Source organism: Streptomyces sp. NPDC037242 (assembly GCF_055604165.1).
On sequence record NZ_JBVJUY010000031.1, the window covers coordinates 18,941 to 35,595 of the forward strand.

Annotated in this window: 15 protein-coding genes and 1 tRNA gene; 12 read left to right on the plus strand and 4 right to left on the minus strand. The window is 68.4% G+C overall.

Translation table 11 applies throughout. The features are described 5' to 3' along the window. Positions 1–92 precede the first annotated feature (92 nt). The 8 genes from ACZ7GJ_RS29620 (at position 93) to ACZ7GJ_RS29655 (ending at position 9,694) form a co-directional block, all read left to right on the plus strand. On the plus strand, positions 93–2,360 hold the full coding sequence (locus ACZ7GJ_RS29620; RefSeq protein ID WP_470755977.1) for an FdhF/YdeP family oxidoreductase: 2,268 nt from the start codon (positions 93–95) through the stop codon (positions 2,358–2,360). Between the two features lie 54 nt (positions 2,361–2,414). Next, positions 2,415–2,885 (plus strand): PaaI family thioesterase, encoded by a 471-nt coding sequence (locus ACZ7GJ_RS29625; protein WP_470755978.1) that lies wholly within the window; start codon positions 2,415–2,417, stop codon positions 2,883–2,885. A 216-nt stretch (positions 2,886–3,101) separates the two neighbouring features. Next, positions 3,102–3,503, plus strand: a complete 402-nt coding sequence (locus ACZ7GJ_RS29630) for a hypothetical protein (RefSeq protein ID WP_470755979.1) — start codon at positions 3,102–3,104, stop codon at positions 3,501–3,503. Between the two features lie 543 nt (positions 3,504–4,046). Next, complete coding sequence (locus tag ACZ7GJ_RS29635; RefSeq protein ID WP_470755980.1) at positions 4,047–5,285, plus strand: branched-chain amino acid ABC transporter substrate-binding protein; 1,239 nt, start codon at positions 4,047–4,049, stop codon at positions 5,283–5,285. Between the two features lie 110 nt (positions 5,286–5,395). Then, positions 5,396–6,328 (plus strand): branched-chain amino acid ABC transporter permease, encoded by a 933-nt coding sequence (locus tag ACZ7GJ_RS29640; RefSeq protein WP_470755981.1) that lies wholly within the window; start codon positions 5,396–5,398, stop codon positions 6,326–6,328. Positions 6,329–6,333: 5 nt separating this feature from the next. Next, on the plus strand, positions 6,334–8,055 hold the full coding sequence (locus ACZ7GJ_RS29645) for a branched-chain amino acid ABC transporter permease (RefSeq protein WP_470756041.1): 1,722 nt from the start codon (positions 6,334–6,336) through the stop codon (positions 8,053–8,055). A gap of 5 nt (positions 8,056–8,060) precedes the next feature. Next, positions 8,061–8,981 (plus strand): ABC transporter ATP-binding protein, encoded by a 921-nt coding sequence (locus tag ACZ7GJ_RS29650; RefSeq protein ID WP_470755982.1) that lies wholly within the window; start codon positions 8,061–8,063, stop codon positions 8,979–8,981. After that, complete coding sequence (locus ACZ7GJ_RS29655; RefSeq protein ID WP_470755983.1) at positions 8,978–9,694, plus strand: ABC transporter ATP-binding protein; 717 nt, start codon at positions 8,978–8,980, stop codon at positions 9,692–9,694. The genes ACZ7GJ_RS29650 and ACZ7GJ_RS29655 overlap by 4 nt, the downstream gene beginning before the upstream one ends. An 83-nt stretch (positions 9,695–9,777) precedes the next feature. On the opposite strand, the gene ACZ7GJ_RS29660 is transcribed toward ACZ7GJ_RS29655, so the two are convergent. Continuing rightward, complete coding sequence (locus ACZ7GJ_RS29660) at positions 9,778–10,431, minus strand: ANTAR domain-containing response regulator (protein WP_365923738.1); 654 nt, start codon at positions 10,429–10,431, stop codon at positions 9,778–9,780. A 92-nt stretch (positions 10,432–10,523) separates the two neighbouring features. Between ACZ7GJ_RS29660 and ACZ7GJ_RS29665 the strand changes: the two genes are divergently transcribed. Both ACZ7GJ_RS29665 and ACZ7GJ_RS29670 read left to right on the plus strand, forming a co-directional pair. Then, positions 10,524–10,606, plus strand: a tRNA-Leu gene (locus ACZ7GJ_RS29665). A gap of 85 nt (positions 10,607–10,691) precedes the next feature. Beyond that, complete coding sequence (locus ACZ7GJ_RS29670) at positions 10,692–11,480, plus strand: transposase (RefSeq protein WP_470755984.1); 789 nt, start codon at positions 10,692–10,694, stop codon at positions 11,478–11,480. Here ACZ7GJ_RS29670 and ACZ7GJ_RS29675 read toward each other — a convergent pair. After that, positions 11,477–11,989: a hypothetical protein gene (locus tag ACZ7GJ_RS29675; RefSeq protein WP_470755985.1), complete on the minus strand. Its 513-nt coding sequence runs from the start codon at positions 11,987–11,989 to the stop codon at positions 11,477–11,479. The two genes, ACZ7GJ_RS29670 and ACZ7GJ_RS29675, sit on opposite strands and share 4 nt — an antisense overlap. Positions 11,990–12,087: 98 nt before the next feature. On the opposite strand from ACZ7GJ_RS29675, the gene ACZ7GJ_RS29680 reads away from it, so the two are divergent. Beyond that, positions 12,088–12,339 (plus strand): EF-hand domain-containing protein, encoded by a 252-nt coding sequence (locus tag ACZ7GJ_RS29680; protein ID WP_365923744.1) that lies wholly within the window; start codon positions 12,088–12,090, stop codon positions 12,337–12,339. A 97-nt stretch (positions 12,340–12,436) separates the two neighbouring features. Here the strand turns inward: ACZ7GJ_RS29680 and pyk are convergent, their stop codons facing one another. After that, positions 12,437–13,864, minus strand: a complete 1,428-nt coding sequence (gene pyk / locus ACZ7GJ_RS29685) for a pyruvate kinase (RefSeq protein WP_470755986.1) — start codon at positions 13,862–13,864, stop codon at positions 12,437–12,439. A 147-nt stretch (positions 13,865–14,011) separates the two neighbouring features. Further along, entirely contained in the window at positions 14,012–14,713 is a 702-nt protein-coding gene (locus ACZ7GJ_RS29690; protein WP_470755987.1) for an SIMPL domain-containing protein, read from the minus strand. A gap of 128 nt (positions 14,714–14,841) precedes the next feature. Here ACZ7GJ_RS29690 and ACZ7GJ_RS29695 point away from each other — a divergent pair, with 128 nt between their 5' ends. Further along, complete coding sequence (locus ACZ7GJ_RS29695; RefSeq protein ID WP_470756042.1) at positions 14,842–16,641, plus strand: bifunctional metallophosphatase/5'-nucleotidase; 1,800 nt, start codon at positions 14,842–14,844, stop codon at positions 16,639–16,641. Positions 16,642–16,655 lie beyond the last annotated feature (14 nt).

A 16,655-nucleotide genomic window follows, 5' to 3' on the forward strand; every position in this document is an offset into this window, starting at 1 on the left:
CCGGCGTCGGCGATGTCCGAGGAGCGTGACAGGATCGGACGTGAACGCGAATGAGCGCAGCACCGCAGCTGCGAAGCCCGAAGGGGAGCGACATGGCCGCCAAGCCGCCCGCAGGTGATCCCGTACAGGACGCGCCGCAGGTCGCGCCCCCCAAGCACGCGGCGGCCGGCCTGCCCGCCATCGGGCACACGTTGAAGATCGCGCAGGAGCAGATGGGCCTGGTCCGCGCCACGCGGACCCTCCTCAAGGTCAACCAGAAGGACGGCTTCGACTGTCCGGGCTGTGCCTGGCCCGAGGGCGACAAGCGGCACACCGCCGAGTTCTGCGAGAACGGCGCCAAGGCCGTCGCCGAGGAGGCCACGCTGCGCCGGGTGACCCCGGAGTTCTTCGCCGCGCACCCGCTCGCCGACCTGGCCACGCGCTCCGGGTACTGGCTGGGGCAGCAGGGCCGGATCACGCAGCCCATGTACCTGCCCGAGGGCGCCGACCGCTACGAGGCGGTGAGCTGGGAGCGGGCCTTCGAGGTCATCGCTCAGGAGCTGCGCGCGCTCGGCTCCCCCGACGAGGCCCTCTTCTACACCTCGGGCCGTACGAGCAACGAAGCGGCGTTCCTCTTCCAGTTGTTCGCCCGGGAGTTCGGCACCAACAACCTGCCCGACTGCTCGAACATGTGCCACGAGTCCTCGGGCTCCGCCCTGACGGAGACGATCGGCATCGGCAAGGGCAGCGTCTCCCTCGAAGACCTCCACCAGGCCGACCTGATCATCGTCGCCGGACAGAACCCGGGCACCAACCACCCGCGCATGCTCTCCGCGCTGGAGCAGGCCAAGTCCGCCGGCGCGAAGATCATCTCGGTGAACCCGCTGCCCGAGGCCGGCATGGAGCGGTTCAAGAACCCGCAGACCCCCCTCGGCATGCTCAAGGGCACCGCCCTCAACGACCTGTTCCTGCAGATCCGCATCGGCGGCGACCAGGCCCTCTTCCGCCTGCTCAACAAGCTGGTCCTGGAGGCCGGCGCCACCGACGAGGCCTTCATCCGCGAGCACACCCACGGATACGAGGAGTTCGCGGCCGCCGCCAAGGAGGCCGACTGGGCCGACACCCTCACCGCGACCGGCCTGACCCGCCCCGAGATCGAGCGCGCCCTGGCCATGGTCCTGGCCTCGAAGCGCACCATCGTCTGCTGGGCCATGGGCCTCACCCAGCACAAGCACGCCGTCGCCACCATCCGCGAGGTGGTCAACCTCCTGCTGCTGCGCGGCAACATCGGCCGCCCCGGCGCCGGCGTCTGCCCCGTCCGCGGCCACTCCAACGTCCAGGGCGACCGCACCATGGGCATCTTCGAGCGCCCCGCCCCCGCGTTCCTCGACGCCCTCGACCGCGAGTTCAAGATCACCTCGCCGCGCGGGCACGGCTTCGACGTCGTCCGCTCCATCCAGGCCCTGCGCGACGGCGAGGCCAAGGTGCTCTTCGCCATGGGCGGCAACTTCGTCGGCGCCACCCCCGACACCGAGGTCACCGAGGCCGCCATCCGGCGTGCCTCCCTGACCGTGCACGTCTCCACCAAGCTCAACCGCTCGCACGCGGTCACCGGCCGGCGCGCCCTGATCCTGCCCACCCTGGGCCGCACCGACAAGGACGTCCAGGCCTCCGGCAAGCAGTTCGTCACCGTCGAGGACTCCATGGGCATGGTCCACGCCTCCCGCGGCAACCTCGCCCCCGCGAGCCCCCACCTGCTCTCCGAGCCCGCGATCGTGGCCCGCATGGCCCGCGCCGTCCTCGGCGCCGCCTCCGCCACCCCGTGGGAGGAGTTCGAGCGGGACTACGCGGCCATCCGCGACCGGATCTCCCGCGTCGTCCCCGGCTTCGAGGACTTCAACGCCCGCGTCGCCCGCCCCGGCGGCTTCCAGCTCCCGCACGGCCCGCGCGACGAGCGCCGCTTCCCCACGAAGACCGGCAAGGCGAACTTCACCGCCGCACCCGTGGAGTACCCCCGGATCCCCGAGGGCCGGCTGCTCCTGCAGACCCTGCGCAGCCACGACCAGTACAACACCACGATCTACGGCCTCGACGACCGCTACCGCGGGATCACCGGCGGCCGCCGGGTCGTCATGGTCAACCCCGAGGACGCGGCGGAGCTCGGGCTCGCCGACGGCTCGTACACCGACCTCGTCAGCGAGTGGAAGGACGGCGTGGAGCGGCGCGCCCCCGGCTTCCGTGTCGTGCACTACCCGACGGCGCGCGGCTGCGCGGCCGCGTACTACCCGGAGACCAACGTGCTGGTCCCCCTCGACTCCACCGCCGACACCAGCAATACCCCGGCGAGCAAGTCCGTCGTCGTGCGCTTCGAACCGGCCTGATAGAACGACTCCAGGACAATCAGGTTAACGATCGTTGACGAACGGAGCCGGCCCATGGGTCAGGAGCACGCTGTGAAGTTCCCGCAGGAGGTACTCGACGAGTACACGGCCATGGGCATCGACCTGCCCGCGCTGTTCTCGGCGGGCGCCCTCGGCGAGCGGATGGAAATCCGCATCCTGGAGGCCTCGGCCGACCGGGTCGTGGCCACCATGCCCGTCAAGGGCAACACCCAGCCCTACGGACTGCTGCACGGCGGGGCCTCCGCCGTACTGGCCGAAACCCTCGGGTCGGTCGGCGCCATGATGCACGGCGGCATCACCAAGATCGCCGTGGGCGTGGACCTGAACTGCACCCACCACCGGGGCGCCCGCTCCGGGCTCGTCACCGGCGTCGCGACCCCCGTCCACCGGGGCCGCTCGACCGCCACCTACGAGGTCGTCATCACCGACGAGCAGGACCGACGCCTGTGCACGGCCCGCCTCACCTGCCTGCTGCGCGACGCCGACGCCGCCGCCGGGGCCTGACCCGCACCGCCCCGGACAGGCCCGGCCGCACCCGCCGCAGGCCCGGACCCGCCCCCACGGGGCAGGGCCGGGCCTGCGCCGTTTCCCGCGGCCCCCGGGCCGCCCCCGGGCCGCCCCCGGGCCCCGCACCGCGCGCCAACCGCCCGGAATCCGCCAGTCCGCGCGCGTTCCGCCAGGGCTGTTGTGTCACCGATGGTGACGGCCTACCGTCCCCCCATGGGGACCACGCCACGCACCGCGATCCGGTACGGCACCGCCGCCCTCCTCGCCGCCCTCACCCTGGCCGGATGCTCCAACTCCGCCCCGCGCGCCTCCCCGGCCCCTTCGGCCTCCACGCCCACCCCCTCCTCACCTGCACAGATCTGCACGAGCCTGGTCTCGTACTGGGCGAAAGAGACCCTCAAGAGCACCAAGTGGTCCGGACTGGACTGGGAGCAGAAGGGCCTGTCCAACCAGCAGTACGCGATCCACGAGGAAGCCGTCGCCGCCGGCCGCGCCGAGGAGCGAACCAACGGACAGGACAAGGGACTTGAGGTGATCGACCGGCTCGTCGCGCAGCGCTGCGCCGAGCAGAACGGCGCCACCTGGAGCTCCGAGAACTGGCGGCCGCCGCAGTGAGCCGGGTGACCGGAATCGGATGCGCGGTGTCCGGGTTCCGGGCACCCGCCGGCGTACGGCCCAGCCGCAGGTCGTGGGCCCTTTCGCGACAAAACAAGATCCACCACGGCGTGGTGGATCAAGGGGAAAGATTACCCTCAGTAATGTCGGCGCGGGGCCGAATCCGCTTTTTCCCAGGTGGAATGCCACCCGCCGGGTTCTTTCGGACACGCCCTGCGACATTTTGCCCACTTCGATCAATGACAGGACCATGAGGGCCTCAAGCCCCTTAGAGGAACGGGGATTTCTCAGCATGTGGTCAATCCCGCTAGGTCGCTAAAAGCCCGATCTGTCCGCACTCCCACCGCACATTCTTGGCCTTGGCATAACAAGAGCGTCACATCCTCCTTTCCCCGCTCCCCGCATTCACCACCTCGGGCCTAGAGTCACGGCCAGTCACCGCGCCGCAAGGTGCGACCCAGCACGGCCGTGGACCTCCCAGTGCGGCCCGGCGAACTATCGGCACCTCACCTGAGGCGTGCCGCGCCAGGGAAAGGAAGAATCGTGCGACACCGTTCTTTGCTCGTCCTCACCACCGTGATCACCACCGGTGCACTGACCCTCACCGCCTGCGGTTCGCGCGACGAGGCGAAGCCGGGGGACAAGACCGACGGAGCCAAGACCGTCGTCGTCATCGGCGTGGACGCCCCCCTCACCGGCTCGCTCTCCGCGCTCGGCCAGGGCATCAAGAACTCGGTCGACCTCGCGGCCAAGACGGCCAACAAGAACAACGAGGTCCCCGGCATCGAGTTCAAGGTCGAGGCCCTCGACGACCAGGCCGTCCCGGCCTCCGGCCAGGCCAACGCCACCAAGCTCGTCGGCAACAAGGACGTCATCGGCGTCGTCGGCCCGCTGAACTCCGGCGTCGCCCAGCAGATGCAGGGCGTCTTCGCCTCCGCCAACCTGGCGCAGGTCTCGCCCGCCAACACCAACCCCTCGCTCAGCCAGGGCGACAACTGGGGCAAGGGCGAGTACAAGCGCCCCTTCAAGACCTACTTCCGCACCGCCGCCACCGACGTGGTCCAGGGCAAGTTCGCCGCCCAGTACCTCTACAAGGACGCCGGCAAGAAGAAGGTCTTCGTCGTCGACGACAAGCAGACCTACGGCGCCGGCCTGGCCGCGATCTTCTCCGACGAGTTCAAGAAGCTCGGCGGCGAGGTCGTCGACACCGACCACGTCACCGTGAAGGAGACCGACTTCTCCTCCACCGCCGACAAGGTCAAGGCCTCCGGCGCCGACTCCGTCTACTTCGGCGGCCAGTACCCCGAGGGCGGCCTCCTCGCCGACCAGATCAAGAAGACCGGCGCCAAGATCCCGCTCATGGGCGGCGACGGCATCCAGGACCCCGCCTTCATCACCGCCTCCGGTGAGGCCAACGAGGGCGACCTCTCCACCTCCATCGGCTACCCGGTCGAGAAGCTGCCCACCGCCAAGCAGTTCATCACGGACTACCAGGCCGGCGGCTACAAGGACCCGTACGCGGCCTACGGCGGCTACTCCTACGACGCCGGCTGGGCCGTCATCCAGGCCGTCAAGGCCGTCGTCGCCGCCAACGGTGGCAAGCTCCCCGCCGACGGCGGCCGCGCCGCTGTCGTCGAGGCCCTCGGCAAGGTTTCCTTCGAAGGCGTGACCGGCAAGGTCGCCTTCGACCAGTACGGCGACACCACCAACAAGCAGCTCACCGTCTACAAGGTCGAGAACGGCAAGTGGGTCGACGTCAAGAGCGACACCTTCAACCAGTAGGACCCCGGTAGTACCCAGTAGCACCCGAAACACCTGAACCACACCGCGCGAGGGCGCAAACAGCGCCCTCGCGCGGAGTCTTATCCGACACGCTCATCGGAGGCCCTGCGGTGCACGAACTGCCGCAACAGCTGGCCAACGGCCTGGCCCTCGGTGCCCTGTATGGCCTCATCGCCATCGGGTACACCATGGTCTACGGCATCGTCCAGCTCATCAACTTCGCCCACGGCGAGATCTTCATGATCGGCGGCTTCGGCGCGCTCACCGCCTACACCGCCCTCCCGACCGGCACCTCCCTGCTGATCGCGATCCCCGTCATGATCGTCGGAGGCGCACTCGCCTCCGTCGCCGTAGCCACCGCAGCCGAACGCTTCGCCTACCGCCCGCTGCGCAGCGCACCCCGGCTCGCCCCCCTCATCACCGCAATCGGCCTCTCGATCGCGCTCCAGCAACTCGTCTGGCAGTTCTACCCGGACGCCAAGAAGGCCGTCAGCTTCCCCGAGTTCAAGGGCGAAGCCTTCAAGATCACCGACAGCCTCGCCATCCAGCGCGCCGACGCCTTCGTCCTCGTCCTCGCCCCGCTCTGCATGCTCGCCCTCGGCGTCTTCGTCTCGAAGAGCCGCAGCGGCCGCGCCATGCAGGCCACCGCACAGGACCCCGACACCGCGAAGCTGATGGGCATCAACACCGACCGCATCATCGTCATGGCCTTCGCCATCGGTGCCGCGTTCGCCGCCGTCGCCGCCGTCGCCTACGGCGTCGACAAGGGCCAGATCAACTTCGAAATGGGCTTCATCCTCGGCCTCAAGGCCTTCACCGCAGCCGTCCTCGGCGGCATCGGAAACATCTACGGCGCCATGGTCGGCGGCGTCGTCCTCGGCCTCGCCGAGGCCCTCTCGATCGCCTACATCGAAGAGATCCCCGGCATGCAGCAGCTCGGCGGTGGAGCCTGGTCCAACGTCTGGGCCTTCGTACTCCTCATCGTCGTCCTCCTCGTGCGGCCACAAGGCCTGCTCGGCGAGCGCGTCGCGGATCGGGCGTGAGAACCATGACCACCAACACCACCCCGCAGACCGCCCCCGCCAAGCAGGGCCCCGCCCCCGCCGCACTCCTCTACGCGGTCATCGGCGGCAGCCTCATCACCATCGTCAGCGCGTTCCTCGCCTGGACATGGACCCCCGCCTTCCCCGGCGACCTGACCTACTACGGCAGCCCCGCGCCCATCCAGGCCCTCAGCCTGCTGGCCGGCCTCCTGACCGCCGCCCACGCGCTCTCCGCACTCGGCATCAAGGGCTTCCGCTGGCTCACCCCCACCGGCGCCCGCAAGCCCGTCTGGATCCTCGCGCTCGGCACCCTCGCCGCCACCTGGTTCACGGTCATCGCCATCGCCGTCGTCCTCGACGGCGTGGTCCACCTGGAGCCCGGCGCCTACGTCGCCCTCGCCGGCTCGCTCATCGCGGCCCTCGCCGCGTACAAGCTCCCCGACGACAGCCACAAGGCGGCCCCCGCCAAGAAGCTGCCCTCCTGGGCCGAGATCCTCATCATCACCGGCGTCTTCGCCCTCGGCCTCTACGTCATCACCTTCGGCATCGACACCGATGACAAGGAACCGCAGCTCTTCGTCACCTACCTGCTCACCGTCGGCTTCGCGGCCTTCGCCCTGCTCAAGTCCGGTCTCCTCGACCGCTTCAGCACCATCACCGCGAACAACCGCCAGGTCACCCTCATCGGGACCGCGGCCGCCGCGATCGCCTTCCCCTTCATCCAGCAGAGCGGCGACACCTACACGCTCATCGCGGTCAACATCCTGATCTTCGCGACCGTCGCCCTCGGCCTCAACGTCGTCGTCGGCCTCGCCGGCCTCCTCGACCTCGGATACGTCGCCTTCCTCGGCGTCGGCGCCTACACCGCCGCCCTCGTCTCCGGAAGCACCGCCTCCGCCTTCGACATCCGCCTCCCCTTCTGGGCAGCGATGATCGTCGGCGCCCTCGCCTCGCTCATCTTCGGCGTGGTCATCGGCGCACCCACCCTGCGCCTGCGCGGCGACTACCTCGCCATCGTCACCCTCGGCTTCGGAGAAATCTTCCGCATCGCCATGGGCAACCTCGACGGCGACTCCGGCCCCGACATCACCAACGGCCCCAACGGCATCCCCAACATCCCCCACCTCGAAATCTTCGGGTGGAACTTCGGGGAGTCCCACGACGTCGGCGGCATCACCCTCGGCGCCTACGCCAACTACTACTTCCTGATGCTGCTCGTCATGGCCTTCGTCGTCCTGGTCTTCTCCAGGGCCGGCAACAGCCGCATCGGCCGCGCCTGGGTCGCCATCCGCGAAGACGAGACCGCCGCCGAAGCCATGGGCATCAACGGCTTCAAGGTCAAGCTCATCGCCTTCGCCCTCGGCGCCACCCTCGCCGGCCTCGCCGGCACCGTCCAAGCACACGTCAACAGCACGGTCGTCCCCGAGAACTACGTCTTCGCCGGGCCCGTCCCGCCGAACTCCGCGTTCCTCCTCGCCGCCGTCATCCTCGGCGGCATGGGCACCATCCGCGGCCCCATCCTCGGCGCCGCACTCCTCTTCCTCATCCCGGCGAAGCTGGCCTTCCTCCAGGACTACCAACTCCTCGCCTTCGGCATCGCCCTCATCCTGCTCATGCGCTTCCGCCCCGAAGGCCTCATCGCCAACAAGCGCGCGCAGCTCGAGTACCACGACGACACCGCTGACCAGGCCCCCACGGACCTGGCCACCGCCAAGGCGGGGGCGTAATTACGATGAACAACACCAACACCACCGACACCACCACGACGACCACCGTCCTCGAAGCCAGCGGCGTCACCATGCGCTTCGGCGGCCTCACCGCCGTCAAGGGCGTCGACCTCAAGGTCAACGCAGGCGAGATCGTCGGCCTCATCGGCCCCAACGGCGCCGGCAAGACCACCTTCTTCAACTGCCTCACCGGGCTGTACGTCCCCACCGAGGGAACCGTCAGCTACAAGGGCACCGTCCTGCCGCCCACACCCCACAAGGTCACCGCAGCAGGCGTCGCCCGCACCTTCCAGAACATCCGGCTCTTCCACAACATGACCGTGCTGGAGAACGTCCTCGTCGGACGCCACACCCGCACCAAGGAAGGCCTCTGGTCCGCCCTCCTGCGCGGCCCCGGCTTCAAGAAGGCCGAAGCCGCCAGCGAAGCACGAGCCATGGAACTCCTGGAGTTCATCGGCCTCAAGCACAAGGCCGGCCACCTCGCCAAGAACCTCCCCTACGGCGAGCAGCGCAAGCTCGAAATCGCCCGCGCCCTTGCCAGCGACCCCGGCCTCATCCTCCTGGACGAGCCCACCGCCGGCATGAACCCGCAGGAAACCCGCGCCGCAGAAGAGCTCATCTTCGCCATCCGCGACATGGGCATCGCCGTACTCGTCATCGAGCACGACATGCGCTTCATCTTCAACCTCTGCGACCGCGTCGCCTGCCTCGTCCAGGGCGAAAAGCTCATCGAAGGCACCGCCGCCGAGGTCCAGGGCGACGAGCGCGTCATCGCCGCCTACCTCGGCACCCCCTTCGAGGGCGCCCCGGGCGACGAAGAGGTCGCCGAGGTCGAGGCCGCCGAAGCCCACGCGGAGGCCGAAGCCGAAGCCGAAGCGGAAGCCCCCTCGGACAGCACCACCAGCACGGAAGGAGAGGCCAAGTGACCGCACTGCTCAAGGTCGAGGACCTCAAAGTCGCCTACGGCAAGATCGAAGCCGTCAAGGGCATCTCCTTCGAGGTCAACGAAGGTGAAATCGTCTGCCTCGTCGGCACCAACGGCGCCGGCAAGACCACCACCCTCCGCACCCTCTCCGGGCTCCTCAAGCCCACCGCGGGCAGCATCACCTTCGACGGCCAGCCCCTCGTCGGCGTCCCCGCACACAAGATCGTCGCCCTGAAGCTGGCCCACTCCCCCGAGGGACGCCACATCTTCCCCCGGCTGACGATCGCCGAGAACCTCCAGCTCGGCGCCTTCCTGCGCACCGACAAGGAAGGCATCGAGAAGGACATCCAGCGCGCCTACGACCTCTTCCCCATCCTGGGAGAGCGCCGCAAGCAGGCCGCCGGCACCCTCTCGGGCGGCGAACAGCAGATGCTCGCCATGGGCCGCGCCCTGATGTGCCAGCCCAAGCTGCTCATGCTGGACGAGCCCTCCATGGGCCTCTCCCCGCTGATGATGCAGAAGATCATGGCGACCATCGCCGAGCTCAAGGCGACCGGCACCACGATCCTGCTCGTCGAGCAGAACGCCCAGGCCGCGCTCTCGCTGGCCGACCAGGCCCACGTGATGGAGATCGGCAAGATCGTCCTCTCCGGCACCGGCCAGGAGCTCCTCCACAACGAGGACGTCCGCAAGGCGTACCTCGGCGAGGACTAGCACCGGGAAAACGTGTGAGGCCCGCCTCCCCTCGGGGGGAGGCGGGCCTCACGCACGTCCGGGGACCTGCGGCCTGCTGCGGCCTACTTGCCGCCGTCCTTCTTCTTCGCCTCGGCGTCCTCGATGACCACCTCGGCGACCTGCTGCATCGACATCCGGCGATCCATCGAAGACTTCTGGATCCACCGGAACGCGGCCGGCTCGGTCAGCCCGTACTGCGTCTGCAGAATGCTCTTGGCCCGGTCCACCAGCTTGCGCGTCTCCAGCCGCAGCGAGAGGTCCGCGACCTCCTTCTCCAGCGCCTTCAGCTCCGCGAAGCGGGACACGGCCATCTCGATCGCCGGCACCACGTCGCTCTTGCTGAACGGCTTCACCAGGTACGCCATGGCCCCGGCGTCCCGCGCCCGCTCGACCAGGTCGCGCTGCGAGAACGCGGTCAGCATGAGCACGGGGGCGATGGACTCCTCCGCGATCTTCTCGGCCGCGGAGATGCCGTCCAGGACCGGCATCTTCACGTCGAGGATGACCAGGTCGGGCCGGTGCTCGCGGGCGAGCTCGACGGCCTTCTGCCCGTCTCCGGCCTCGCCGACGACGGAGTACCCCTCTTCTTCGAGCATCTCCTTGAGGTCGAGACGGATGAGCGCCTCGTCCTCGGCGATGACGACCCGGGTCGTCAGCGGCGGAACGTGCGACTGGTCGGCGTCGGGCGTGGGCGTCGACTCGTGCTCGGCGGTCACTGCGGCTCCTCTTTGCGGGGCTGTGCTGCTTGGATGAGCCTACCTAGCAGCGCCACCGCATGGTCACCCGGTACACTCCGACGTGCGACCCTGCCGGGTTGGTGGAATGGCATACACGGATGTCTCAAACACATCTGCCCGTGAGGGCTTGCGGGTTCGAGTCCCGCACCCGGCACTTGTCCGAAAAGCGGACGTTCACCTTCGCGTGAACGTTCGCTTTTTGCTACACACAGCCATCCCGCGTCACTCAGAGTGGCGTCATGGAGTTCCATAGCGCTGAAGTACGACAAACGGCCGTCTCCCTGCTGCGCGGCGGCATGAGGAATGCGGATGTGGCCCGCCGACTGAACGTGCCGCTCGGCACGATCGGCTATTGGAAACACGTGGATCGCGCGAAGCGCGGCGAATGCCCCGGACGGCTCAGGCCTGATTGCCCCCGGTGCGACGGCAGCCCCCTCGACGAGCAGGCGTACGCCTACGCGCTGGGCCTCTACCTGGGCGACGGGCACATAAGCCACTACTCTCACCATCGCGTACCGACCCTCGCGATCACCTGCGGCGACAAGTGGCCGGGGCTCATGAACGCCGCCGAGGAGGCACTGCGGCGAGTGTTCCCGGCCAACCAGGTCTGCCGGTCGCGCAAAGTCGGGTGCCACGACGTCAAGGTGTACTCGAAGCACCTCGTATGCCTCTTCCCCCAACACGGGCCGGGCAGGAAGCACGAGCGGCGCATCACGCTCGAGATCTGGCAACAACAGATCCTGGAGGCCTACCCCTGGGAGTTCATCCGAGGGCTCATCCACTCCGACGGGTGCCGGATCACCAACTGGACCACCCGTCTCGTCGGAGGCGAGCCCAAGCGCTACGAGTACCCGCGGTACTTCTTCACCAACAAGTCCGACGACATCCGCAGGCTCTGCACCGACACGCTCACCAAGGTGGGGGTCCACTGGACCGTCCTGGCCCGGGGCAGCGATCCGTTCAACGTCTCCATCGCCCGGAAGGACTCCGTCGCCCTCATGGACGCCCACATCGGGCCGAAGTACTAGTTCGAGAGGTGGGTGACGGTCCCCGTGGCCGGGTCGTAGGTCATCAGCGGCGGCAGCTCGTGGTGGCGGGTGGCGGTCTCGGCGGTGAGGACGGCCGGGCGGCCGCAGACCGTGCCCAGTTCGGTCAGGAAGCGCACCACGTCGGCGACGTGCGCCCCGTCCTCGATGTCGTCGGGCCAGAGGGAGAATTCGATGCCGTCGACGGGCAGGTGGGCCGTGATCCGGGTCCGGCCCCAGCGGCTGGAGAGGCTCGCCGTATAGCGCTCGTCCATCGCGGCCAGCGCAGCCACGGCGGCGTTCCCGTCGACGTCCCGCCCCGCGTCGCCGTCGTGCCAGGTGAGCGCGTCGGCGGTGGCGCCGAGGTGGCGCAGGACCTGGTTCCAGTGGGTGTCGTCGGTGTCCTGGACGGTGATGTCGCGGAGGCTTCCGTCGACCCGGAAGACGTCGCACATCCAGGGTTCGGGCAGTCGGCAGGTGCCCGGGCGGTGTTCGCATGCGTGGTCGGTCATCCGGTCCGTCCTCGGGGTGTTCCCCGGTCTTCGTGCGATGACCGGATGGCCTCAGGTTAGGTTGCGGTCAAGACCGACATGGAAGAGGGGACCGCGTGATGAGTGAGAAGGCCCGGAAGCTGTTCGATGCGCTCGATCTGAACGAGGACGGTGAGCTGACCCGGGTGGAGGTGATTTCCGCGCTGCGGTCGAAGGGGCCGACGCTGGCTGCGCGTGGGGATCTGCCGTTCTGGGGTGTGGGGGACGTGGACGCGTCGTCGGCGCTGTTCGATGCGGCCGATGCGAACGGGGATGCGGTGTTGACCTTCGAGGAGTTCGCGGCCGTGGTCGATCGGCGCTTCGGCTGGTAGTGCGTGCGCGGGGTGTGGGGGGTGCGGGGTGCGGGGGGTGCGGGGGGACCGCGTCGGGCTGGTCGGGCTGCCCGACGCGGTGCGTCCCGTACGTGGGTCAGCGGACGGCGTCGCCGATGTGGTGGACGCGGACGAGGTTGGTGGATCCCGTGACGCCGGGGGGTGAGCCGGCGGTGATGACGACGATGTCGCCGGGGATGCAGCGGCCGATGCGCAGGAGTTCTTCCTCGACCTGGTCGACCATGGCGTCGGTGGAGTCGACGTGGGGGCCGAGGAAGGTTTCGACGCCCCAGGTGAGGTTGAGCTGGGAGCGGGTGGAGGCGTCGGGGGTGAAGGCGAGGAGGGGGATGGGTGAGCGGTAGCGGGAGAGCCGGCGGACGGTGTCTCCGCTCTGGGTGAAGGCGACGAGGAATTTGGCGCCGAGGAAGTCGCCCATTTCGGCGGCGGCGCGGGCGACGGCTCCGCCTTGGGTGCGGGGCTTGTTGCGGTCGGTCAGGGGTGGGAGGCCCTTGGCGAGGATGTCTTCTTCGGCGGCTTCGACGATGCGGGCCATGGTGCGGACGGTTTCGACGGGGTATTTGCCGACGCTGGTCTCGCCGGAGAGCATGACGGCGTCGGTGCCGTCGATGACGGCGTTGGCGACGTCGGAGGCTTCGGCGCGGGTGGGCCGGGAGTTGTCGATCATCGAGTCGAGCATCTGGGTGGCGACGATGACGGGTTTGGCGTTGCGCTTGGCGAGTTTGACGGCTCGCTTCTGGACGATGGGGACTTGTTCCAGGGGCATTTCGACGCCGAGGTCGCCGCGGGCGACCATGATGCCGTCGAAGGCGGCGACGATGTCGTCGATGTTCTCTACGGCCTGGGGCTTTTCGATCTTGGCGATGACGGGGAGGCGTCGGCCTTCTTCGTCCATGATGCGGTGGACGTCTTCGATGTCGCTGCCGCTGCGGACGAAGGAGAGGGCGATGACGTCGGCGCCGGTTCGCAGGGCCCAGCGGAGGTCTTCGATGTCTTTTTCGGAGAGCGCGGGTACGGAGACTGCGACGCCGGGGAGGTTGAGGCCCTTGTTGTCGGAGACCATGCCGCCTTCGACGACGATGGTGCGGACGCGGGGGCCGTCGACTGCTACGACCTGGAGGGTGACGCGGCCGTCGTCGACGAGGATGCGTTCGCCTGTGGTGACGTCTGCGGCGAGGCCCTTGTAGGTGGTGCCGCAGGTGTGGCGGTCGCCTTCGTGGTCTTCGACGGTGATGGTGAACTCGTCGCCGCGTTCAAGGAGTACGGGTCCTTCGCGGAAGCGGCCGAGGCGGATCTTCGGGCCTTGAAGGTCTGCGAGGATGCCGACGCTGCGGCCGGTTTCGTCGGAGGCTTTGCGTACGCGCTGGTAGCGCTCCTCGTGTTCGGCGTAGCTGCCGTGGCTGAGGTTGAAGCGGGCGATGTCCATTCCGGCTTCGACCAGGGCTTTGATCTGGTCGTATGAGTCGGTGGCGGGGCCCAGGGTACATACGATTTTCGCTCGTCGCATGGGGCGAGCGTATGCCCCTACCAGGCGGTAGGAAATTGGTTCCGGGTGTCCGCTCAACAACCTTTGGGAAAAAGGTTGTTGACAATTGTTGAATGTGCATGGGGGTGCTCTGATGAGCACCCCCGGGGTGCTGTTTTGTTCGGGCTTTCAGAGTGTGGGCGGGGTCATCGTGAAGCGGGCGTTGACCTGGGCGTAGACGGTCTGGCGCTGGGGTTCGAGGTCGAGGGGCGGGGGTCCGGCCTCCTCGGTGCCGCTGAAGGCCATGGTGCGCATTCCGCCGGCGGGGGCTGCTTGGAAGGGGAGGGCGTTCTCGGCGCCGAGGTCGGCGAGTTCGACGAGGGCGGCGAGGTCGGCGCCGAGGGCGGCGGCGTATTCGCGGGCGCGTTGGACGGCTTCGAGTACGGCTTGGCGGCGGGCTTCGCCGTGGGCGGGCGAGGTGGGGCGCAGGGCCCACCAGGGGCCGTCGACCTGGGTGAGTTCGAGGTCGGCGAGGCGGGTGGTGAGTTCGCCGAGGGTGGTGAAGTCGCTGAGTTCGGCGGTGATGTGGACGCGGCCGTGGTAGGCGCGGATGCGTTCGCCGCGGCCGTGGCGGGTGAGTTCGGGGCTGATGGAGAAGGCGCCGGTCTCGATCTTTTCGACGGGGTCGCCGTAGCTCTTGACGAGGTCGAGGACGGTGTTGTTGCGGCGGGTGAGGTCTTCGAGTGCGGTGCGGCGGTCGGTGCCGCGGGCGCTGACGGTGATGCCGATGCGGGCGATTTCGGGGTCGACTTCGAGGCGGGCTTCGCCGCGGACTGCGACGCGGGGTACTTCGGGGGTTCCGTAGGGCTGGTGCGATGTGTCCTGGGTCATGGCTTCACTCTCGCACCGTCGCCCGTTCGGGTGTGGTCATCGGATCGAAACCTGACGGGGGTGTTGCTGCTTGTTACCCGTGGGTCAGAATCTACGCGCGTTGTTCACGCCTCAAAAGGGGAGATGGCATGGCGTTCGACCGTAGGACTTTTCTGGGCACTTCGGCTGCGACCGGGGCGGCAGTGGCGTTGGCGGGGGCCACGAGCACCCCGGCCTCCGCGCAGCCGGTGTCGGGGGTTGCCGGGCCGCGTACGTACGCGTTCACGGTGATGGGTACGACCGATCTGCACGGAAATGTCTTCAACTGGGACTATTTCACGGACAAGGAGTTCGACGACAAGGCGCACAACGACGTCGGTCTGGCGAAGATCTCCACCCTGGTCAATCAGGTGCGGGCGGAGAAGGGGCGGCGCAATACGCTGCTGATCGATGCCGGTGACACCATTCAGGGCACGCAGTTGTCGTACTACTACGCGAAGGTGGACCCGATCACCGCGCGTCGGGGTCCGGTGCATCCGATGGCCCAGGCGATGAACGCGATCGGCTATGACGCGGCGGCGCTGGGCAATCACGAGTTCAATTACGGCATTCCGGTGTTGCGGAAGTTCGAGGAGCAGTGCGACTTCCCGTTGCTGGGGGCCAACGCGCTGGATGCGAAGACGCAGCGGCCGGCGTTCGCGCCGTACAGCATGCACCGGCTGCGCACCCCGCACGGGCGGGATGTGAAGGTGGCGGTGCTGGGGCTGACGAATCCCGGGATCGCGATCTGGGACAAGGCCAATGTGCAGGGGAAGATGACGTTCCCGGGGCTGGAGGAGCAGGCGGCGAAGTACGTTCCGCGGCTGCGCTCGATGGGTGCGGACGTGGTGATCGTGTCGGCGCACTCCGGGTCGAGCGGGACGTCCTCGTACGGGGACCAGCTGCCGTACATCGAGAACGCGGCGGCTCTGGTGGCGGAGCAGGTCCCGGGGATCGACGCGATCCTGGTGGGTCACGCGCACACGGAGATCCCGGAGTACCGGGTGAAGAACAAGGCGACGGGCAAGGACGTGGTCCTGTCGGAGCCGCTCAAGTGGGGTCAGCGCCTGACGCTGTTCGACTTCGAGCTGACGTGGGCCAAGGGCTGCTGGTCGGTGGCGAAGGTCTCGGCGCGGGTGCTGAACTCGAACACCGCGGCCGAGGACCCGAAGATCACGCGGCTGTTGTCGGACGAGCACGGCAAGGTCGTGGCGTACGTCAACCAGGTGATCGGGACGTCGACGCAGGCGATGACTTCGGCCGACGGTCCGGTCAAGGACGTGGCGATCATCGACCTGATCAACCATGTGCAGGCGGAGACGGTCAGGGGCGCGCTGGCGGGTACGGAGTGGGCGGCGCTTCCGGTGCTGTCGCAGGCGTCGTGCTTCTCGCGGACGGCGGCGATCCCGGCCGGCCGGGTGACCCTCAAGGACGCGGCGGGGCTGTACCCGTTCGAGAACACGCTGGAGGCGCGGCTGATGACGGGCGCGCAGGTGAAGGCGTATCTGGAGTACTCGGCGAGGTACTACGTGCGGACCGCGCCGGGTGATGTGGTGGATCCGGCGAAGCTGACGAACGCGGAGGGCACGCCGGACTACAACTACGACGCCGTGTACGGGCTGACGTACGACATCGACATCGCGCAGCCGGCGGGTTCGCGGATCACGGGGCTGTCCTTCCAGGGGAAGGCGGTGGATCCGGCGGCGCAGTTCGTGCTGGCGGTGAACAACTACCGGGCTTCGGGTGGCGGGAACTTCCCGCATGTGCCCCAGGCCCGGCAGGTGTGGGCGAATTCGGACGAGATACGTAACACGATCATCCAGTGGGTGAAGGCGAAGGGGACGATCGATCCGGCGCAGTTCGCGTCGGTGGACTGGCGTCTGACGCGGGCCGGGGTTCCGGTGTTCTAGGCGCGGCGCACGGC